The following is a 20,985-nucleotide window of genomic DNA, read 5'->3' on the forward strand; positions in this document are numbered from 1 at the left end:
CCGAAGGTGAGGATTATGACCCTGAGACGTCTGCCGGAGGGGTGTACAGGAAGTGAAGGATAACGAGTTAAGAATTAAGAAATGTGCATTGCCGTGTTTCCGGCAATGCGGCTTTTCTTGGTGCTTGGCTCATGATATATAAACCCGCTCGGTCACGTTTCCTAATTCTTAACTCTTAATTTAATTTATACAGTGGATTTTCTTAATGATTTGAATGAGAGCCAGCGCAAGGCTGTTGAGTACTGCGACGGTCCGTCATTGGTGATAGCCGGGGCGGGGTCGGGCAAGACACGTGTGCTTACGTATAAGATAGCTTACCTGCTGAGCCAAGGCATGAAGCCGTGGAACATACTCGCCCTTACATTTACCAACAAGGCCGCTAACGAGATGAAGGAGCGAATAGGCGCACTGGTAGGTACGGACTTGGCCTGTAGACTCAACATGGGCACGTTTCATAGCGTGTTCTCGCGTATCCTGAGGGTTGAGGCTGCAACTCTTGGTTACGAGCCAAACTTCACTATTTATGACGAAGCCGACTCGCGAAGCCTTGTCAAGACAATCATCAAGGAAATGCAGCTTGACGATAAGATATACAAGCCCGCATCCGTGCATTCACGTATCAGCATGGCTAAAAACCATCTTGTAATGCCTGCCGAGTATGCCTTGACCCGTAGTTTGGTTGAGCGTGACAGGGAACAGCGCATGCCTGCGATGAGCAGTATATATTCAGCTTATTGCGAACGATGCAGGATGGCTAACGCAATGGACTTCGACGACCTTCTTACAAATACCTTCGCTCTCTTCAACGAGCACGACGACGTCCGCTTGAAATACGCAGACAGATTTAAGTATATCCTCGTAGACGAGTATCAGGACACCAATGCCGTACAGCAGAAAATAGTATGGCAGCTATCTAAGGAACATCTGCGGGTATGCGCGGTCGGTGATGACGCGCAGAGCATATATGCCTTTCGGGGCGCGAATATAGACAACATTCTTGATTTCGAGAAAATATTTACAGGCTCGTGTACGTTCAAGCTTGAACAGAATTATCGAAGTACGCAACGTATTGTTCAGGCCGCCAACAGCCTGATACGGCACAACGAGAGGCAGATACCAAAGGATGTGTTCAGCCGTAACGATGAAGGTGAGCGTCTTGTGCTGAAAGAAGCATATAGTGATAAGGAAGAGGCGCTGATAGTATGTAATGAAATAAGGCGTTTAAGGCGTGAGGAACATTGTGAATACAATGATTTTGCCGTCCTTTATCGTACTAATTCGCAAAGCAGGAGCTTTGAGGAGGCAATGCGTAAAGTCGGAATACCGTATAAAATTTATGGAGGACTGAGCTTTTACCAACGTAAGGAAATCAAGGACGTTATAGCCTATTTCCGCATGGTGGTCAACCCTGACGATGAAGAAGCGTTCAAGCGTATAATAAATTATCCAAAGCGAGGAATCGGGGATACGACTGTAGCCAAGATTGCAGGGCTTGCATCGGTTGGAGGCGTAAGTCTTTGGCGTGTAATATGCGAGCCTGACGCTTATGGGCTTTCCGTGGCAAAGGCTACGATGGGCAAGGTTGATGCTTTCAGGCAGCTGATACTTGGATTCATGGAAAAATGCGCAACCTCCGACGCTTATTCTTTAGGAGTTGAGATAGTAAAGTCAAGTGGTATTTCGGCAGACATATACGCCGATAAATCTCCCGAAAATGTGTCGCGGCAGGAAAATCTTGAAGAATTGCTTGGCAGTATGCAAGAGTTTGTTGAGAGCCGCATGGAGGAAGGGCGTGAGACGGAAATAGGGTTGTCGGAGTTTCTGAAGGAGGTGTCGTTACAGACTGATATCGAGAGTGACTCTGGTGAGGAAGACGCCCGCCGTGTGTCTTTGATGACTGTGCACAGTGCTAAGGGGCTTGAATTCCCGACAGTGTTTATTGTCGGTCTTGAGGAGAATATCTTTCCAAGTATGTTGTCAATGAACAGCCGTAGAGAACTTGAGGAGGAGCGACGGTTGCTTTATGTGGCAATAACACGTGCCGAGCGGCATTGTTTTCTTACGTATGCAAAAAGTCGTTTCAGATACGGGCGTATGGAGATGGAGGCTCCGAGCCGTTTTCTTCGTGATATAAATCCGGACCTGCTGAAAGTCGATAAAGCCGGCGGCTCAATGTTGCCGTTCGGAAAGTCGTCGCTAAGTTCAGATTATGGCAGGGCGAACCGTTGGCAGAACAGCCGCCCTGTAGCATCGCAATTCAAGGCTGACTTAAAGCCCCGTGAGGCAGTACACCGTGAAGACCCGCCAATTGCCAATACGTTTTCGCCGAGTTTCAAGCGTTTACGGGCCGTTGCGAGCTCAGGGGGCAAGCATGCTTCTCCATCTGTTTCGGGCTTGAGTGAAGGATGTATGATAGAACATGAGCGCTTTGGCATAGGCAAGGTTATACGTTTGGAAGGTAATGGTGAGAACATGAAGGCCACTGTACAGTTCGAGAATGCCGGGCAAAAGCAGCTTCTCGTGAAGTTCGCAAGATTCAAGGTTATAGGTTAATGGACAATGAAAAATGAAGAAATGAATAATCAAATCCTATATAATAAATTGGCGATGATTATCCATTCCTTCATTTTTCATTGTTCATTTCTTTGTTTTTTTGCATGTATCTTTGAGCGGACATCCTGCACATGTTTTGTCTTTGGCCGCTAATGTCTTGTATATACGCCAACCGGCATATGCCGCCGCACACGCTATCACTATGATAACTATGGTAATTTGTATAGAACCATGCCATTCCATAATTGTTTATCTTTTGTTTTAATCTGTGCGTGTAAGTGTCAATTTATGGTCAATGCATGGCGGCAACTCTTCCGGATAATGGCTTACCATAATCAAGGTCTTGCCGGAATGTTTGCAGAAAGCCTCAATTATTTCAGTCACCATAAGACGGTTGGGTTCGTCAAGTCCGTGGAATGGTTCGTCAAGAATCAGCAGTTCTGGATTCTTAACGAATGCTCGTGCAAGTAGTACAAGCCGTTGTTCACCGCTTGAGAGTTTAAGAAATGTTCTGTCCGCAAGTTTCTCAATACCAAATACATCCATCCATTTACGGCATGTGTGTCTTTCTGTTTCATTGGGCTGGGTGTATAATCCGACAGAATCTTTCAGGCCGCTTGCTACCACCATGATAGCCGGAATGTCACGGTTGTAAGCCCTATGCATTTCCGGAGAAACATAACCGATACGTCGTTTAATGTCCCATATACTTTCGCCTGTACCGCGTTTCCGGCCGAATAGGCTGATGTTGCATGCGTAGGCTTGTGGATTGTCGGCGCATACAAGGCTTAACAAGGTTGATTTGCCTGCACCGTTGCGTCCGGAAACGGCCCAGTGCTCGCCTTTCATGACATTCCATGTAAAGTGATCGATAATGGTTCTTTTGCCATAACGTATGCAGATATCCGTCATACCTATAACTTCATTGCCTTCGGTTGTGTTGTCGTTATATGTCAGATTCAGTATCCGTTCTTCCTTTTCACGGTTAAATTGAGGTTGTAAGTCGGACGAAGTCATGGCAGAACGATATTCTTCTGTTGTTATTTTCTTGCCCACCTTCATGTTCCTGACTTCAACTACATGGGTGATAAATGGCGGAATATCCTTTGGTCTTGATAAAATAAGGATGATTTGGAGTTTGCTGTCGTTGGCAACGGTGGTCAGGAGATGTTGTAGTTGATCACGTGTTTCGGCATCAAGTCCTATAAATGGATTGTCCATTATAAGAACTCTTGGTTTTGAAAGTAGGGTTTTTATTAGCTGAAACTTGCGCAGTTCGCCACTTGAAAGGAGTATAATGTATTTATCAAGCGTATGTTCAATGTGGAAAACAGAGTACAAATGGTTCTGTAACTCACGACGTTCAGCCGTGTCGTCTCCGGTTAACAGGAAGGCTTCTTCAAGCAAGTCACCGGCGGTTGGGGTGTCTTCGCTGATGTCGTGCTGGTTCCACCGTTGTTGCAGATAGTATGTTCCGTCCTTGTCTCCGTATGAATCCTTGAAGGCGATATACTTGATGTTGTCTGAAACGAGCGTTTTGTCGCTTGGCGAAAAGTCATATTCAATGCCGTTTCCAATAATCGGATGGCTACCGGTAATAATGTCCGTGAACATGGACTTTCCACCTCCGTTAGGCCCGATTATCGCGATATGCTCTCCGTCGCAAAGTTCGAAATTGACAGGTTCTGCCATTCTCCATGATGGCATTCGTGTCACCCCGTCTTTAATACTTATAATCCGTTGCATTTTATCCTGTCCTTGTTCTTGTTGGCAAAGTCTTTCCAACTGCCGTATTTTACATCGTTGACGGGTGTTCCTGCCTGCATGAAATGGCAATAGGCCGCAGCTAATGCGTCAGTAGCGTCGAGAAATGGTGTCATGTCGTCATCCTTGATGTTTAGCAGGCGTTTCAACATTCCAGCCACTTGTTCTTTTGAAGCAAGTCCTTGTCCTGTCAATGCCAACTTTATTTTCATTGGAGCGTACTCGTGTATTGGAATATCATGATGTATCGCGGCTGCTATCGCCACACCTTGTGCGCGCCCGAGTTTTAGCATCGATTGTATGTTCTTGCCGAAAAATGGGGCTTCGATGGCCATCTCGTCAGGTAAAAATTCATCTATAAGGCTTGTGACGCGTTCAAAAATCCGCCCCAGACGCAAATACGGGTCATGCATCTTGCGCATGTCGATTACCCCCATGGCCATCATTGACGCTTTGTTGCCCTTTACTTTTATTAAGCCATAGCCCATAACGTTGGTACCGGGGTCGATACCCATTATTATTTTTTCGGTCATCGCAGGCTTCCTGTTTTCAGGTAAGGATTGAACTTCACCTCATATCCAATGGTTGTATGTTCCCCATGACCGGGTAGAACCGTTGTGTCTGCCGGCAATACTTTCGCAATGGAATGGAGGCTTTCTATGATGTCTTCGTAGTTCCCTAATTGCAGATCCGTACGTCCGATACTCAATTTGAAGAGTGTATCGCCCGAGAAAGCTACTGATTCATCTTTGCAATAGATGAAAACCGACCCTGGCGAATGTCCAGGTGTTGGTATAATGGCGAATTCGTGGTTGCCAAATGTAATTGTTTTATCGTTTTCATAAAACCTTCCTATTTCGGGAAAGTCGTTACCGCAATCTTCGCCCGTAAAAGCCTTTGCCTGTTTTCCGAGATTATTCATTAACGGTTTGTCGGCTTCACTGATTTCAGGCCGTAATCCAAATTTGTCAAGAATGAATTTATTGCCGAAGTTATGGTCAACATGCCCGTGTGTACACAATAAGTGCTTGGGGGTCAGGTTGTTGTCATTTATATAATTATAGATTGCTATTTTTTCCTCTTCAAAAAATGCGCCACAGTCAATAATGACACATTCTTTAGTCTCATCGCTTACAACGTAGCAATTCTCTTGGAACATGTTGCAGACAAAGCGCTGTATATCAAGCATGATTCTGGTGTTTACAGGTTCTACGGTTAATTATAAAGGAACATAAATGAGGTATTTTTGCTTGAACCATTCTTCTGTAAAGAATGTTCCTATATCCGTTACGTCAGTGATGTGTTTGAACGGTTTTATCTCTTCGTTTACGTTTCCTCCCTTCAAGCACAATAGCCCGTTAGGCAAAGAGTTGTGTTGTTGCTTGGCAATGTTTTTCTTTACGAGCCTGACAAGATCGGGCAAGGGCATTACCGCACGGCTTACCACGAAATCATATTTGCCCGTTTCGTTTTCTCCCCTAAGTTGTTCAGCTACACAATTCTCCAGGCCGATAGCTTTTGAAATTTCCTTGACCACGAGGATTTTTTTGCCTGTTCCGTCAATTAGCTTAAAGCTTGTTTCGGAAAACATTATGGCAAGAGGTATACCTGGAAAACCTCCTCCTGTCCCAAGGTCGAGAATTTTTGTTCCCGGCCTGAACTTTATTATTTTTGCTATCGCGAGCGAATGCAGAATATGATGCTCGTAAAGTGAGTCAATATCCTTACGAGATATAACGTTTATTTTGCTGTTCCATTCGTGATATAAGTCATACAGCGCAGCGAATTGGCCGCGCTGTATGTCAGTAAGTTCAGGAAAATATTTTAAGATTATGTCCATATCAGTTTATTTTCTTAATAATTTCTCAAGGGTATCGTTGCTTATTTTAACCCTTATCTCGCCTTCGGCGTGACTTGCGATTTCATCCGGAGAATAAATAAACGTAATGTCGTCTTCTCCCAAAATGAAGTTATCCGACGGGTAAACGTCTATGCCCAAGAATATTGTTTTGTCGTGTAGACCTTCAATATTTTCCGTGTTATATTTTTCACAGAGGGCATTTATTATGAGATTGTTAAGTTCTTGTTCATATCCGGGCACAAAGATATCTTTAAGGGATACGATTTTCCCGCTTTTAGTATCAACGTTTCTGGCTACAACTATGGAGCTGCCGTGCGCGCCGCCACCGTAGTTATAGATGTTGGCAATGTATGTATAATACTTGTCGTTGTCCTGGAGCACGTATGTTTTTACCAGATATTCGCAATTGTAGGACGCACCGTGAGATTTATCGGCCTTGTAAAGTTCTCCGTAAGATGTTTTGTACTCGTCAAGATATCTTGTCACAAAAGAATCTGCTGCCTCTTGCGGCGTTAGCTTTTGTGAAGTTATAGAGAAGTAGTCAGGACTTAAAATGCCGGAACGGATGATTGAGTCATTTATATAATCGGCATTCTTGCCTTTAGCGTAAGTCAGGCTGAGGCTGACATGGCAACGTGGCCCCGCCGTGTCTTCGGTAAGCCATAACGTCGAGTCCACTTTTATACTGTCGAATACAAGACTGTCGGTTCCATTTCCGCCATTGTTGAACTTTCCTCCACATGATGTGGCCATTATCATGGCAAAAATGGAAAATATGATTATAATAGTTGATTTTTTCATATTTAATTAATGTATTTTTATTTGCAAAATTACTTGAAAAGGAGGAAAGTCACAAGGATTTTATGTTTTATTTTATAAAATGATTAATTTTGCAGCGCAAATCAATATTATCATGACAAAAAGGTTATTAAGAGCGGCGCTTTTTGATTTGGACGGCGTCGTATTTGACACAGAAGGTCAGTATTCTGTTTTCTGGGGTGAGCAGTGCCGGTTTTATCATCCTGACAAACCCGGGCTTGAAGACAAGATAAAGGGACAGACGCTGGTCCAGATACTCGATAATTATTTTTCGGACATGAAGGACGAGCATTCTGTAATCATACGCAGGCTTGACGAATTCGAACGTAACATGAAGTTCGAGTATGTTGCCGGTTTTCTTGATTTTGTCTCTGACTTGCGTCGTAACGGCGTTAAGACAGCCGTGGTTACAAGCTCAAACCAGGCAAAGATGAACTCTGTGTATGCAGCGCGCAAGGAATTCAAGGCTCTTTTTGACGCTATTCTGACTTCGGAAGACTTTGAAAGGAGCAAGCCTGACCCTGACTGTTATCTCAAGGGAGCAGCCACATTCGGCGTAACCCGTGACGAATGCGTGGTATTCGAGGATAGTTTTAACGGATTGAAATCCGGACGTGCGGCTGGCATGGCCGTAATCGGACTGTCAACGACCAATGCGGCTGAGGCGATAAAGCCATATGCTGATTGCGTGGTGCCGGATTTTATGGAGCTTGACTACAACAGGCTGAGTGGAATGTTGGCAAACCTTAATTGATATTTTCTTAACTATAAGTTTTTAATAACAATTGTCCGGCATGCGTGCCGGACATGCTTTTAATATTTTAAATTACTAAAAGAGAAAACGATGTCCGGATATTTAGTTAGTGACACAAGGAAAGTTACCACGCACCGTTTCGTTGAGATGAAACAGCGTGGCGAGAAAATCTCAATGCTTACGTCTTATGATTATACCACGGCAAGCATTGTCGACGGGGCCGGGGTTGACGGTATTCTGGTCGGTGATTCAGCTTCGAACGTAATGGTCGGCAACGGTACGACCTTGCCTATGACCGTGGAGCAGATGATTTACCACGCAAAGTCGGTGGTAAACGGCGTGAAGCGTGCTCTTGTCGTATGCGACATGCCATTCGGCAGTTATCAGGTTGACCGCAAGGAAGGTGTCAAGAACGCCATAAAAATCATGAAGGAAAGTGGTTGCGATGCGTTGAAGCTTGAAGGCGGAGCCGAGATAATCGACACGGTAAAGGGTATTCTCGATGCAGGCATTCCCGTTATGGGACATCTTGGATTGACTCCGCAGAGTATCAATAAATTCGGAACTTACGCCGTGCGTGCCAAAGACGATGCCGAGGCGGAAAAGCTTTTGGCTGATGCAAGGCTGCTCGACGAGGCGGGATGTTTCAGTGTCGTGCTGGAAAAAGTACCGGCGGCGCTTGCCTCTCGGGTTTCAAAAGAGCTTACAGTGCCGACTATCGGCATTGGTGCCGGTGCCGGTACGGACGGCCAGATACTTGTCGTGGCCGACATGCTCGGTATGACCAAGGGCTTTAACCCACGTTTCCTACGCCGTTATGCTGACCTTAACACCGTGATGACTGACGCTATCGGACAGTATGTTACGGACGTAAAGGATTCGACATTCCCTAATGAAAACGAGTCATACTGATGTACACCCAGAACACTCCAGTGCATGTGAAGTTATGGCACCGTGACTTTTGGTTGATGGCAACGGCCAATTTGCTCGTCACGATGGCCATGTACATACAGTTGCCTTTGCTGCCGGGATGGCTGATGTCGGCTACAGGATGTACCCCGGGGCTTGCGGCTGTGGCCGTCGGTGCTCCCGGTGTGGGCATATTCGCGCTCGGTTGTTTCTGCTCGTACCTTGTACAGCGTTACCGCCGCAACATGGTGTGCATCTTTTCGGTGCTGGTCCTGACTGTGTGCCTTTATTTATTATCATGGCTTGACGGCAGCGCCATGCTTCAGGCCGACGGTTTACTGATCGTAACAGCCATACGGTTTGTACAGGGAGCGGTGTTCGGACTTGGGCAGATGGTTCTGTCAAGCACGTTGATAATAGATACGTGCGAGTCGTTCCAGCGTACAGAAGCCAACCATTCGGCGGCATGGTTTTCGCGTCTTGCCTTGGCGTTAGGCCCGTTAGTGGCGTTGGTATTGGTGCCTTACGCCGATTTCGGAACGGTCATGATTGTCGGGGCAGGCCTTTGCGTATTGGCCGTGGTGTTCATATTCTCGGTAAAATTCCCGTTCAAGGCTCCTGAAGACGTTGTCCGCCATGTGTCTGCAGACAGGTTTTTCCTATCTCAAGGTAAGTGGCTTTTTATCAATCTGTTACTTGTTACCACAGTGGTTGGCATGCTCCTTTCTATTGAGCACGATGCAAGTTTTTATGCAATGATGATACTCGGATTCTTCCTTGCTTTGCTTGCGGGACGTTTTGTTTTCGTCAATGCCGACCTGAAGAGCGAGATTACTACGGGACTTATATTTATGCTGGCGGCATTGTTGCTCATGCTGTCAGGCAACCGGGGCGCCGCTACGCTGGTGTCGCCCGTCCTTATCGGGTGCGGAGTTGGGATAATAGGAGCGCGTTTCCTGTTGTTTTTCATAAAACTCAGTCCGCATTGCAGGCGTGGCACATCACAGAGTACATTCTTTTTAGGATGGGAGTTGGGACTGTCGCTCGGCATGTCCGTCGGTTACGGTTGCACGTATGGTGACAGGTATGGCACAGTGATCTTGTCAATCGTGGTTTCGTGCCTTGCATTGATTATGTATTTAGGTTTCACTCATAACTGGTATGTACGGCACAAGAACAGGTAATGTGTACTACATCCGGCGTGTGGCAGGGCTTCTTGCCTGATGAATTATATGTATATTAATCATCCGGCGCTTTTAACCTGACATATAAAAGACCGTAAATCGGCTTGTGAAAGGCCGTCTTTTGTCATGCGAAAGGCCGTGTATTGAAAGCTAATACACGGCCTTTCGTTTTTGTAACTCTATACTGTTATTTTGATTATAATCAATCTTCTGTGTCCATCTTGCGGTTTCGGTCTGAAAGGATTTGTGCCGTTTGCGCTTACATATTTTATCATGTCCCGTAAAAAGTGCCACAACGGGAATAGTTCTGACGGCCGGAATGGAAGCTTAACGCATACCGATATTTACAATGATTGCCCGTTTCTTGTGGTCTTTTATCTTGTTGGCAGCGTGGCACGGATACCGTTTTTGCCTTACATGCGGACTTTTTGCCTGGATATCCCGCATAATGAGAAATAGGTATTAAGATTCAAGAAAATGGAGATAAAAAATGATAAAATAATCAGTTGTAGGTATTCGTTTTGAAAAAAATGTATATATTTGCAATGAATTTTGCAGAAGAGAACTTAGACTTTGGAAAACTAATACGTCGTAAATAGATTGACATTTTGGAAGAGGTGCAATGTGTGTGTCATGTCTTTGGCCTTGGGATAAAATATGTTCGTGGCAATGCTTGGCACAGTTATGGTTGCATTGTTATATGCCGGAAGTGACTACGAAAAAACATGTCTCCTGACTTTGCGTGCGGCAAGGCATATAAATGCCTTCGACTGAACGCTCAGCAGTGACAGAACTAAAACAAACGCTGAAAACAGAAGAATCCTGTGCTCGCAAGAAAGCATGGAAAAACACGATATATTTATGGAATAATTATATTTGACATAAATGGAAGAGAAAAAGAAATTATCTACTGACTTGGCCGCAAGTACCGGAGTGGACGTGACGCGTTGCTACCAGTGCGGCAAGTGTACTGCCGGATGTGTGTTGGCGGCAGATATGGATATACCTCCAAGTTTCCTGATGAGGCTCTTGCAGACTGGTACGGAGGCCAATGACAGGCGTGTGCTTGGATCGGAGACAATATGGCTATGCCTGAGTTGCGAGAACTGCGTCGCACGTTGTCCTATGGAGATAGACTTGCCTGCTGTCATGGATTACCTTCGCGAACGCTCGCGCAAGGAAGACATGGTTAACGATAAGGCACGGAACATATTGGCGTTTCACAAGTCGTTCCTTGACTGCGTGAAGCGTACGGGGCGTCTATATGAAATAGGACTTGTAGCGGAATATAAAATGCGCACGATGAATCTGATGCAGGATGTAGACATCGCACCTACGATGATGGCCAAGGGTAAATTAGGGCTTAAGCCTGAATGCCTGAAAGATAACGCAAAGAAGGTGGGCAGGATTTTCGCTAATACCATAGACAAGAAATAAGCTCTCGGGCTAATTTAAAGTGCAGGCAATGCATGTTGATTCGGCTAAGAGGATACCCAATGACAGGCAAGCGGCTGTTTCGTAGCCCTACATTGCCCTTTGGGTGGGTTCCGGGCAGAATGTCTTGCTGCAACTTGTTAACTAAAATACGTGTAATATGAAAATAGGATTCTATCCGGGGTGTTCGTTGAATGGCACTTCCCGTGAATATAATGAGTCGGTTAGGGCTGTCGCGTCGGCGCTGGGGCTTGAACTGACGGAGATTAAGGACTGGAACTGTTGTGGCGCCACGGCAGCCCATTCTATGAGCAAGGAATTGTCGCTGGCACTGCCCGCAAGGGTTCTGGCGCTTGCTGAACAGCAAGGGTTTGACGAGGTGGTAGTTCCCTGTGCGTCGTGTTATAACAGGCTCAGCATGGCTGCTTACGAACTGGCAGCTGACGAGGCAATGGCAGACCGTATAAGGCATGCCGTTGGAATGCAGTATTCGGGTCATGTCAAGATTCTGAATGTGTTGCAGTATCTTGATAAATACGCCACCGACATATTGCCTTCAAAGATAAAGGATAAGTTTGCGCACCGTGTAGCGTGCTATTACGGTTGCCTGCTTGTGAGGCCGCATAAGGTGCTCGGATTTGACCGCTTGGAAGATCCGCTGAGTATGGACAAGTTAATGGCTGTTCTTGGCGCGGAGCCGATAGACTGGGCCTTCAAGACCGAATGCTGTGGCGCCGGGCTTTCAATATCGCGTACGGACTTGGTCGGAAAGCTGTCGGCTAATATCGTGAAAGACGCGTCTGACCGTGGCGCAGAGGCAATAATTGTAGCGTGTCCGATGTGCCATTCAAATCTTGACATGCGGCGTAAGGCCATAAACAAATGCCTTGAGGAACCTGTGGATATCCCGGTTGTTTATATAACCCAGGCAATAGGCTTGGCACTCGGCTTGTCACCGAAAGCACTCGGTTTGCAACGTCACATAGTTGAAGTAAAATTTTAGTTCATGAATCACGGCAAATAGAACATGGTATGTTTTTCGACGATTCATAATCGTTGGCAAGGACTGATATTATGTGTTATTTTGCTGTGTCAAAAAGAATAATTTATGTCAAAAATAGGAGTATTTATATGCCATTGCGGTGAAAACATTGGCGCTACCGTTGATTGTGCTAAGGTAGCGGAAGCCGCGGGGCACATGGAGGGAGTGGCGTTTGCTACCGATTATAAATACATGTGCTCAGATCCAGGGCAGTCATTGATTAAGAATGCCATAAAGGAGCATGGACTTGACGGCGTTGTAATCGGTGCCTGTTCTCCGCGTATGCATGAACCTACATTCCGCAGGGCTTGTGCCGAGGCTGGTTTGAATCCTTATTTGTGTGAAATAGCCAATCTGCGCGAACATTGCTCATGGGTTCACCCAAAATGTGAGGAAACGACGCAAAAGGCGATAGAGATAGTGCACGGATTGGTTGAGAAGGTACGCAGAAACACACCGCTGACGCCTATCCATGTGCCTATAACGAAAAAGGCTCTTGTTATCGGTGGCGGTATAGCCGGAATCCAGGCGAGCCTCGATATAGCCAACAGTGGGCATAAAGTAATATTGATAGAGAAGGAGCCTTCAATCGGCGGACACATGTCACAGTTGTCAGAGACGTTCCCGACGCTGGACTGTTCGCAATGTATCCTTACGCCACGAATGGTTGAAGTGGCGCAACATCCCAACATAACGTTGTACACTTATGCGGAGCTTGAGTCGTTGAGCGGGTTTATTGGTAATTTCGAAGCTAAAATAAGGCTTAAAGCCAAGAGTATAGACGAGAGTGTTTGTACCGGTTGCGGACTTTGTACTACGAAATGCCCGCAAAAGAAAATCCCGAGCGAATTTAACGAAGGATTGGGCAAGCGCACTGCTATATATGTGCCGTTTCCACAGGCCGTGCCCAATAAGCCTGTCATAGACAAGGAACATTGCATGCATTATCGTACGGGAAAGTGTGGCGTTTGCGAGAAGGTGTGTCCTACGCATGCCATCCGTTTCGGCCAGGAGGATCGTATTATAACTGAACAAGTGGGTGCCGTTGTCGTTACGACCGGTTTTAATGTGCTTGGAACGGACTTCTTCCCCGAGTATGGTTATGGCCGTTACGCGGATGTCATAACAGGTTTGCAGTTTGAACGTCTTGCTTCTGCTTCTGGTCCTACACTTGGCGAGATACGCCGCCCGTCGGACGGGACTGTTCCCAAGAAGATTGTGTTTATCGCTTGTTGTGGCTCACGCGATCCGGCAAAAGGCATACCTTATTGCTCGAAAATATGTTGTATGTACACTGCAAAGCATGCCATGCTTTACCAACATAAGGTGCACGACGGCGAGTCATACGTATTTTATATGGATATACGAGCAGGTGGAAAGAACTATGAGGAGTTCGTACGCCGTGCCATTGACGAGGATCACGTCAACTATGTGCGTGGACGTGTAGCACGTGTGTATGAGAAAGACGGCAAACTTATAGTAAAAGGTGTTGATACATTGCTTGGCGCCACACCTGTGGAAATAGAGGCCGACATGGTTGTACTTGCAACGGCAGGCGTATCGAATAAAGGTGCGGAGGAGCTGGCTCAAAAGCTTCACATATCTTATGATCCGTATAAATTCTTTGCCGAGGCTCATCCGAAATTGCGTCCTGTCGAGACTAATACTGCCGGAATATTCCTTGCCGGTGCGTGCCAGGCTCCGAAAGATATTCCAGAAACTGTGTCTACGGCATCTGGTGCTGCTGCTAAAGTTGCTGCTCTGTTCTCACAACCTGATCTTGTCCGCGAGCCGTTAATAGCAGTAGTCAACCGTTGCGCTCCTCCTGTGTTCAGTACTTGTGTTGGTTGCTTCATGTGCCAGACCGCATGTCCGTATCAGGCTATAGAGCGCGAAGAGATAAAAGACCGTAAGGGAAATGTCATTAAAGTAGTGGCCAAGGTTAATCCGGGTCTCTGCCAGGGATGCGGTACTTGTGTGGCATTCTGCCGTTCCAAGTCGATTGACCTGCAAGGATTCTCCAATCAGCAGATGTTTGCAGAGGTGGAGGCGCTACTTGAAACCACAAACGAATAGATGAAAAAATTATGAGCAACGATAGTAATTCAGCATTTGAACCACGCATAATAGCCTTTGTCTGTAACTGGTGTACCTATGCGGGTGCCGATCTTACAGGCACGAGCAGATTAAAATATGCCACGAACGTAAGAATTGTAAGGTTTCCGTGTACTGGGCGTATTGATTTTATGCTACTGTTGAAGGCTTTTGCCGGAGGTGCCGACGGTATAATTGTTTCCGGTTGCCATCCTAACGACTGCCATTATACTTCTGGTAATTTCCATGCACGCCGCAGATGGATGGTATTCCGTGGCCTGTTGGATACTTTGGGTATTGATATACGGCGTATCCGTTATTCTTGGGTATCGGCTGCCGAGGGCGCAAAATGGGCCGATTTGGTTAATGATACGGTGGCAACAATACGTGAATTAGGGCCGTACACTGAGTATAAGAAAGTAGCCGATTATCTTGGAAAGGAGGTTGAAAATGAGTAATCTGAAAGATATTGCCGTTAATTTGTTTAATGAAGGTACGGCAACATTATTGATAGGATACGAGCAGGGCAACGGAAAATTGCGTCCGTTCTTCTGTAGGAAGCCGGAGGATTGTAGTCGGCTCGTGCTTAACGATGATTGTAAGAACAACATAGCGGTATATCTTACAAAACCCGAGATTGTTGCGGGAGAAAAAATAGCCGTAACGGCAACTTTGCCCGTATTGCGCACAATAGTGCAGCTTGCTATGGAAAACCAGTTGAGTGGCGGGATTACGGCCATCGTCAGGGATGGTAATGGTGACGACTGTGTAGCGCTTGATTCTGTTGAGGAAATGGAGAAAGTGCTGGCCGATAATCCGCTGGATATCTCTGGCAAGGAGGCTGAGCTTCGTGCCAGGCTCAAGGCTATGAGCCGTGAGGAGCGTTGGCAGTTTTGGGTAAACGAAATGTCAAAGTGTATCAAGTGTTATGCGTGCCGTGCGGCTTGTCCTCTGTGTTATTGCACGCGTTGTATCGTTGACAATAACTGTCCGCAATGGATACAGCCGTGGGCCAGCCCGTTGGGCAGCATGGAATGGCAGATAAGCCGCGTGATGCATATGGCCGGCCGTTGCGTCTCGTGCGGAGCATGTAAGGAGGCGTGTCCGATGGGCATACCAATCCATCTTCTTACCTTGAGTCTGGCCGAGGATATACAAGATGAGTTCGGTGTAGCGCCCGGCAGCGTTATGGATCATGGTAACGTGCTGTCTACTTTCAATGCCGGCGACAAGGAAGATTTTATTCGTTAATTCAGCAATTAGACAATGGCAAATCTACATATAAGCAAGGAAGAGCTTGGTAAATGGCTCGAAGACATGAGGCACGACGGTCGTCGTATCTTCGCGCCGGTAAGGTTAGGGGCGCAGGTAGACTTTAAGCTGCTGGCTTCGGGTGATACCGTGGCTGAGGATTACGTGCAGACGACGCAGTCGGCTAAAAGAATCGTATTTCCTCTGGCAGAGGTTCTGTTCTCTTACTGTAAGTCGGGTAAGGACGTTGAATTGAAGAGTGCTGATACGAGCAAGTATCCCGAGACAATAGTGTGGAAGACGCGCCCGTGTGACGCAAGGGCTTTCCGTCAGGTGACGGAGGTTTTCACCCGTGACTATGACGACACGATATACGAGGAAAGGCGTAAGCGCATTACGATAGTAACGTTTAGTTGTAGCGAAAGTGACGGCTCGTGTTTCTGCACGTCGGTAGGCGGCAGTCCGGGCGGGACCGACGGTAGTGACATACAGGTTACGCTGTTGGGCGATGACGGAGTGTTGGTGGAGGTTATTACGGACAAGGGCGAGGAGCTGGCCGGAAGATACTTGAGTGGTGCGAGAGTGGCTGATGATGTCGATAAGTCGAAATACCTGGCCGACGTGAAGTGTAGTTTCAGTATGGAGGAGGTACGCGAGAAGTTGAGGGATGCTTTCGACAGCCCGATGTGGAAGGAACAGTCGGAGCGCTGCTTGGGCTGTGGCGCATGCGCTTTCGTTTGTCCTGTGTGTACGTGCTTTGATATCCAGGAAGATGCGCACGGACAGCGTGGCCGTCGCATACGTTGTTGGGATTCGTGTGGTTTTGGCATGTTCACTCAGCATACGTCAGGTCATAATCCGCGGCCTACTCAGGCCACGCGCTGGCGTCAGCGCGTACTGCACAAGTTCTCGTATATTCCCGAAAAGTTGGGCGAGGTCGGCTGTACAGGGTGTGGACGCTGTTCGAGGGCGTGCCCCGTGGACATGAATATTTCAGAACACTTAAAATCCATTGCAGAACATGAGTAACACAAATATATATCTTCCCTATCGAATGGAGATAGCGAAGATTATCGACGAGGCGCCGGGGGTCAAGACTTTCCGCCTGAAGTTCAAGGATGAGGCAGAGGGCCAGGCTTTCACGTTCAGGGCTGGGCAGTTTGCCGAGTATTCAGCTTTTGGCGAGGGTGAATGTACGTTTTGCATTGCCTCTCCGCCGACGCGAAAAGAATATATCGAGTGTACTTTCCGCAGGGCTGGTCGCGTTACGACGGGGCTGTCGAAACTTGAAGAGGGAGACACGATGGGCTTTCGTGGGCCGTTTGGCAATTCTTTCCCGATAGAGCAGTGGACGGGCAAGAACCTATTGTTCGTTGCTGGCGGAATAGCATTGCCTCCTATGCGCTGCGTTATTGAGAACGCTCTCGACATGCGCGACAAGTTCGGAGACATTACTATTATTTACGGTGCGAAGTCTGTTAATGACCTTGTCTACAAGGATAAGCTTAAGGACTGGACAGCGCGGCCTGACGTCAACATGATAACGACGGTTGACCCGGGCGGCGAAACGCCAGACTGGCAGGGTCGTGTAGGCTTTACACCAACGGTGCTCGAGCAGGTGGCGCCGTCTGCCGAGAATACCGTGGCAGTTGTGTGCGGCCCGCCGGTGATGATCAAGTTCTCGTTTCCCGTGCTTGAAAAGCTCGGTTTTGCCGACGGCGACATATACACAACGCTGGAGAACCGCATGAAGTGCGGCCTTGGCAAGTGTGGCCGCTGCAACGTTGGCAAGCTCTATGTGTGCAAGGACGGGCCTGTGTTCACCAAGGCGCAGCTTAACGACTTGCCTCCGGAATATTAGCGTGTGGCGTGATATTCCGTGGCTATGTATATTCTCCGGGCGGTGTTCGCAAGAGTGGGCGCCGCCCGTTTTTCATGTCATGGCATAGTAATTGGTCTGGTGGATTGCGTGTTGTGGATAGATGGAATCTGCTTGTATGTCATTTAAATAGCGTCTCCCATGCGTCACACAGTGCTGGCATATTCTTGAACACGAGGTTGGCGCCTTCGCTGGCGAGAGCCTTGTCGGGTAGTGGCCCCGTGTTGACGGCTATAGTGAATATTCCTGCCGCCACGGCCGAGCGTACTCCCAGCGGAGCGTTCTCTACCACAATGCCCTCTGTGGGCTGTATTTCAACCTTCTCCAGACCGCGCAGGTAAGGTTCTGGTGATGGTTTGCCGTGTTCGACGTCGAAACTTGTCACTATCAGTTTCTTGCTCACCAGTCCGTGGAATTCTTCCTCGAGTTTGTCCAGCAGGCTTCGCTGTCCACTGCCTGTGACTATTGCAATCTTCATGCCCATAGCCTTGATCTTGTGCATGAGCTGCTCCACGCCCGGCATTTTCGTGGCTTTGGGACAATGGCGGAACATGTCCGACTTGACGTCGTACATCCTCTGCGCCTCCTCGTCGGTTATCTCGCGGCCCCACTGTTGTCTGGCCAGCAGCTTGATGGTTTCAACGCCGCGCATACCTTCGTACGTATATGCCTCTTCGGGCGCCATGTCGAGGCCAAACGTAGCCATCGACTCGTGCCAGCTGCGGGCATGGTTGGGCATGCTGTCGAAGAGCACTCCGTCCATATCGAAGAGCACTGCGCGCGGTCGGAACGTCTCGAGTCCGTGGCTCATGGCGTATTCGTTCACTTCGTTGTGCATAGTCTTTACGTTTTTGTTTGTTAGTGTTATGGGTGTCATAAGTAATTCACAAAGATTGAAGGAGTAGGTAGATTTGTCTTGCCGGCTGCGTTTGTCGCGGTTTGCAAGGCATTTCTACTTACTCCTTCATTCATCGCTCCTTTACAGCTAAAAGAGCTTTACTTTTCTTTTTCGAGTCTTTCCTTTATCGCTTTGCTCTCAGCCTCGTAGCCTGGTTTGTCGAGCAGGGCAAACATGTTCTTCTTGTATGCCTCCACTCCAGGCTGGTTGAACGGGTTGACACCCAGTACATTGCCGCTAATGCCGCAAGCTATCTCGAAGAAATAGATAAGCTGTCCGAGGTAGTACTCGTTAAGTTCTGGCACCGAAATGCGAATGTTTGGCACTCCGCCGTCTACGTGTGCGAGGCGCGTACCCAGTTCGGCCATCTTGTTTACCTCGTCAACACGTTTGCCGGCAAGGAAGTTCAATCCGTCAAGATTCTCCTCGTCGTTGGGGAAGAGCAACTCTCTGTTAGGTTTCTCAATGCTTATCACGGTCTCGTATATCGAGCGCTCACCCTGTTGTATCCATTGTCCCATAGAGTGCAGGTCGGTCGTGAAGTCACATGAAGCAGGGAATATACCCTTGCCGTCCTTGCCCTCGCTCTCGCCATAAAGCTGCTTCCACCACTCACTCATGTAGTGCAGTTTCGGCTGGTAGTTGACCATAATTTCGATTTTCTTGCCTGCCTGGTCGTAAAGTCCGTTGCGTACGGCTGCGTAAACGGCTGCTGGGTTCTCCTCAAATGGCACGTCCTTGCCGCATGCATGCTCCATATCTACGGCACCTGCAATGAGTTTGGTTATGTCGAATCCAGCGCAAGCGATAGGCAGAAGGCCTACAGGGGTAAGCACGGAGAAGCGTCCGCCCACGTTGTCGGGTATTACGAATGTCTTGTAACCCTCCTTGTCGGCAGCAGCGCGTGCCGCGCCTTTTGTCGCGTCGGTAACAGCCACGATGACTTTCTTGGCTGCTTCCTTGCCACGCTGCTCCTCGCATTGCTTCTTGAGCAGGCGGAATGTCAGCGCGGTTTCCGTTGTCGTTCCGGATTTAGATATGTTGATAACACCGAACTTCTTGCCTTTAAGGTATTCGGTAAGCTCGGCAAGATAGTCCTCGCCAATATTGTTGCCTGCGAAAAGTATCGTGGGATTACTCTTGTCGGCTACGAGCCATGCGAACGAATTGCCCAATGCCTCGATTACGGCGCGGGCTCCAAGGTAACTTCCGCCTATTCCGGCTACTACAACGACTTCGCACTCGGCACGCAAAGTGTCGGCACAGTCTTGTATTTCACGCATGAATTCGGGGGTGACGGACGACGGCAGGTGAAGCCAACCCAGGAAATCATTGCCCGGGCAAGTGCCGTTCTCGAGTGCCTCTTGTGCTGCCTTCACTTTCGGCTCATAAGCCTTCACCGTCCCTTCGGCGAGGAATTGGACGGCCTTCGATACGTCTAATGTGATATTTTTCATTGTTTGTAAGGTGTTATGATTCTTTTCATCTGAAAGAATCGGTTAGTAACTTAATCTCGATTTGTGGCGAAATGCGCTCATACAGGATGTTGTACACAGCGTCAAGGATAGGCATGTTGACATGGCTGTGCCTGTTGATTTCCTTCATGCACTTCGTGCCGAAATATCCTTCCGCTATCATCTCCATCTCTATCTGCGCGCTCTTGATACTGTAGCCCTTGCCTATCATCGTTCCGAAGGTGCGGTTGCGCGAGAAGTTAGAGTATCCAGTAACGAGCAGGTCGCCGAGATACACCGAGTCGGTAATGTTCCTGTCGAGCGGATACACCGACGTGAGGAAGCGCGACATTTCCTGCACCGCATTTGCCATAAGCACAGCCATGAAGTTGTCGCCGTACTTCAGCCCGTTGCAAATGCCGGCAGCTATGGCATATACGTTCTTCAATACCGAGGCGTATTCTATTCCCACTACGTCCGAACTGATTTTTGTCTTGATATAGTCGCATGCCAGAACATCCGAGAAAGCTCGGGCCTTGTCCCTGTCGCTGCACGCTACGGTGAGGTAGGATAGGCGTTCCAACGCCACTTCCTCAGCGTGTGACGGTCCTCCAAGGCATGCAAGGTTTTCGTAAGGGATGTCGTAAACCTGGTGGAAATACTCCGAGCAGATAAGGTTGTCGTCAGGTACTATGCCTTTTATGGCCGTTACCACGAACTTGTCTTTTATGCGCGTCTTCAGCTTTTTCAAGTGGTTCTTGATATATGCTGACGGGGTTACGAATATAAGCGTATCATACGCCTGCACTATTTTGTTGATGTCGCTGGCGAAGGTGATTTCCTCCATGTTGAAGCGCACACTCGTAAGATATGCCGGGTTGTGCCCCAGCCGCTTGAAGTCTTCAATGCGGTCGTCGCGGCGCATGTACCATCCGATATGATGGGTATGCGCCACTACTATTTTGGCAATGGCCGTAGCCCAGCTGCCGCCGCCTATTATGGCTATTCTTCCGCAATCGAACATTTCTTTAAATCATAATTCACGACTCATAATTCATAACCGGCTCTCCATAAGGTGAGCTGATTTTC

Annotated in this window: 20 protein-coding genes; 11 read left to right on the plus strand and 9 right to left on the minus strand. The window is 47.8% G+C overall.

The features are described from left to right. Window positions 1-192: 192 nt before the first annotated feature. Window positions 193-2,553: an ATP-dependent helicase gene (locus H6A34_RS06115; RefSeq protein WP_338088634.1), complete on the plus strand. Its 2,361-nt coding sequence runs from the start codon at window positions 193-195 to the stop codon at window positions 2,551-2,553. Between the two features lie 84 nt (window positions 2,554-2,637). Here the strand turns inward: H6A34_RS06115 and H6A34_RS15655 are convergent, their stop codons facing one another. The 6 genes from H6A34_RS15655 to H6A34_RS06145 are packed head-to-tail and all read right to left on the minus strand — an operon-like array spanning window position 2,638 to window position 6,979. Then, window positions 2,638-2,796, minus strand: a complete 159-nt coding sequence (locus H6A34_RS15655) for a FeoB-associated Cys-rich membrane protein (protein ID WP_205104181.1) — start codon at window positions 2,794-2,796, stop codon at window positions 2,638-2,640. An 18-nt stretch (window positions 2,797-2,814) separates the two neighbouring features. Then, complete coding sequence (locus H6A34_RS06125) at window positions 2,815-4,299, minus strand: ATP-binding cassette domain-containing protein (RefSeq protein ID WP_205104183.1); 1,485 nt, start codon at window positions 4,297-4,299, stop codon at window positions 2,815-2,817. Continuing rightward, window positions 4,284-4,850 carry a crossover junction endodeoxyribonuclease RuvC gene (gene ruvC / locus H6A34_RS06130; protein WP_205104185.1) on the minus strand — a complete coding sequence of 189 codons (567 nt, stop codon included), beginning with the start codon at window positions 4,848-4,850 and terminating at the stop codon, window positions 4,284-4,286. Before ruvC ends, H6A34_RS06125 begins: the two co-directional genes overlap by 16 nt. After that, window positions 4,847-5,506 (minus strand): MBL fold metallo-hydrolase, encoded by a 660-nt coding sequence (locus H6A34_RS06135; protein ID WP_021949232.1) that lies wholly within the window; start codon window positions 5,504-5,506, stop codon window positions 4,847-4,849. The genes ruvC and H6A34_RS06135 overlap by 4 nt, the downstream gene beginning before the upstream one ends. A 30-nt stretch (window positions 5,507-5,536) precedes the next feature. Then, window positions 5,537-6,157 carry a 16S rRNA (guanine(527)-N(7))-methyltransferase RsmG gene (gene rsmG, locus H6A34_RS06140; protein ID WP_205104187.1) on the minus strand — a complete coding sequence of 207 codons (621 nt, stop codon included), beginning with the start codon at window positions 6,155-6,157 and terminating at the stop codon, window positions 5,537-5,539. 6 nt (window positions 6,158-6,163) lie between these two features. Then, complete coding sequence (locus H6A34_RS06145; protein ID WP_021949230.1) at window positions 6,164-6,979, minus strand: RsiV family protein; 816 nt, start codon at window positions 6,977-6,979, stop codon at window positions 6,164-6,166. 112 nt (window positions 6,980-7,091) lie between these two features. Between H6A34_RS06145 and H6A34_RS06150 the strand changes: the two genes are divergently transcribed. From H6A34_RS06150 to H6A34_RS06195, 10 genes are all read left to right on the plus strand, one after another. Beyond that, a complete protein-coding gene (locus tag H6A34_RS06150) occupies window positions 7,092-7,751 on the plus strand; it encodes an HAD family hydrolase (protein ID WP_205104189.1) in 660 nt (219 codons plus the stop codon). A gap of 90 nt (window positions 7,752-7,841) precedes the next feature. Continuing rightward, complete coding sequence (gene panB / locus H6A34_RS06155) at window positions 7,842-8,663, plus strand: 3-methyl-2-oxobutanoate hydroxymethyltransferase (protein ID WP_021949228.1); 822 nt, start codon at window positions 7,842-7,844, stop codon at window positions 8,661-8,663. Beyond that, the gene (locus H6A34_RS06160; protein ID WP_205104191.1) at window positions 8,663-9,844 is read left to right on the plus strand and encodes an MFS transporter; all 1,182 of its coding nucleotides are present in this window, start codon (window positions 8,663-8,665) and stop codon (window positions 9,842-9,844) included. Before panB ends, H6A34_RS06160 begins: the two co-directional genes overlap by 1 nt. A gap of 885 nt (window positions 9,845-10,729) precedes the next feature. Further along, entirely contained in the window at window positions 10,730-11,281 is a 552-nt protein-coding gene (locus H6A34_RS06165; protein ID WP_205104193.1) for a 4Fe-4S dicluster domain-containing protein, read from the plus strand. A 157-nt stretch (window positions 11,282-11,438) separates the two neighbouring features. Continuing rightward, window positions 11,439-12,281, plus strand: a complete 843-nt coding sequence (locus H6A34_RS06170) for a CoB--CoM heterodisulfide reductase iron-sulfur subunit B family protein (RefSeq protein ID WP_205104195.1) — start codon at window positions 11,439-11,441, stop codon at window positions 12,279-12,281. Window positions 12,282-12,386: 105 nt separating this feature from the next. Further along, window positions 12,387-14,396 (plus strand): CoB--CoM heterodisulfide reductase iron-sulfur subunit A family protein, encoded by a 2,010-nt coding sequence (locus H6A34_RS06175; RefSeq protein ID WP_205104197.1) that lies wholly within the window; start codon window positions 12,387-12,389, stop codon window positions 14,394-14,396. Between the two features lie 11 nt (window positions 14,397-14,407). Next, window positions 14,408-14,872 carry a hydrogenase iron-sulfur subunit gene (locus tag H6A34_RS06180; protein ID WP_021949223.1) on the plus strand — a complete coding sequence of 155 codons (465 nt, stop codon included), beginning with the start codon at window positions 14,408-14,410 and terminating at the stop codon, window positions 14,870-14,872. After that, the gene (locus H6A34_RS06185) at window positions 14,865-15,665 is read left to right on the plus strand and encodes a 4Fe-4S dicluster domain-containing protein (RefSeq protein ID WP_205104199.1); all 801 of its coding nucleotides are present in this window, start codon (window positions 14,865-14,867) and stop codon (window positions 15,663-15,665) included. The genes H6A34_RS06180 and H6A34_RS06185 overlap by 8 nt, the downstream gene beginning before the upstream one ends. 15 nt (window positions 15,666-15,680) lie before the next feature. Next, window positions 15,681-16,694, plus strand: a complete 1,014-nt coding sequence (locus tag H6A34_RS06190; protein WP_205104201.1) for a 4Fe-4S dicluster domain-containing protein — start codon at window positions 15,681-15,683, stop codon at window positions 16,692-16,694. Further along, window positions 16,687-17,526 carry an FAD/NAD(P)-binding protein gene (locus H6A34_RS06195; protein ID WP_205104203.1) on the plus strand — a complete coding sequence of 280 codons (840 nt, stop codon included), beginning with the start codon at window positions 16,687-16,689 and terminating at the stop codon, window positions 17,524-17,526. Before H6A34_RS06190 ends, H6A34_RS06195 begins: the two co-directional genes overlap by 8 nt. Window positions 17,527-17,665: 139 nt before the next feature. On the opposite strand, the gene H6A34_RS06200 is transcribed toward H6A34_RS06195, so the two are convergent. From H6A34_RS06200 to H6A34_RS06210, 3 genes are all read right to left on the minus strand, one after another. Continuing rightward, window positions 17,666-18,382 carry an inorganic diphosphatase gene (locus tag H6A34_RS06200; protein ID WP_205104205.1) on the minus strand — a complete coding sequence of 239 codons (717 nt, stop codon included), beginning with the start codon at window positions 18,380-18,382 and terminating at the stop codon, window positions 17,666-17,668. A 158-nt stretch (window positions 18,383-18,540) separates the two neighbouring features. Beyond that, window positions 18,541-19,899 (minus strand): glucose-6-phosphate isomerase, encoded by a 1,359-nt coding sequence (locus H6A34_RS06205; RefSeq protein WP_205104207.1) that lies wholly within the window; start codon window positions 19,897-19,899, stop codon window positions 18,541-18,543. Window positions 19,900-19,924: 25 nt separating this feature from the next. Beyond that, window positions 19,925-20,920: an NAD(P)H-dependent glycerol-3-phosphate dehydrogenase gene (locus H6A34_RS06210; RefSeq protein ID WP_021949217.1), complete on the minus strand. Its 996-nt coding sequence runs from the start codon at window positions 20,918-20,920 to the stop codon at window positions 19,925-19,927. Window positions 20,921-20,985 lie beyond the last annotated feature (65 nt).

This window comes from Marseilla massiliensis (genome assembly GCF_016899855.1).
Taxonomy (GTDB): domain Bacteria; phylum Bacteroidota; class Bacteroidia; order Bacteroidales; family Bacteroidaceae; genus Prevotella.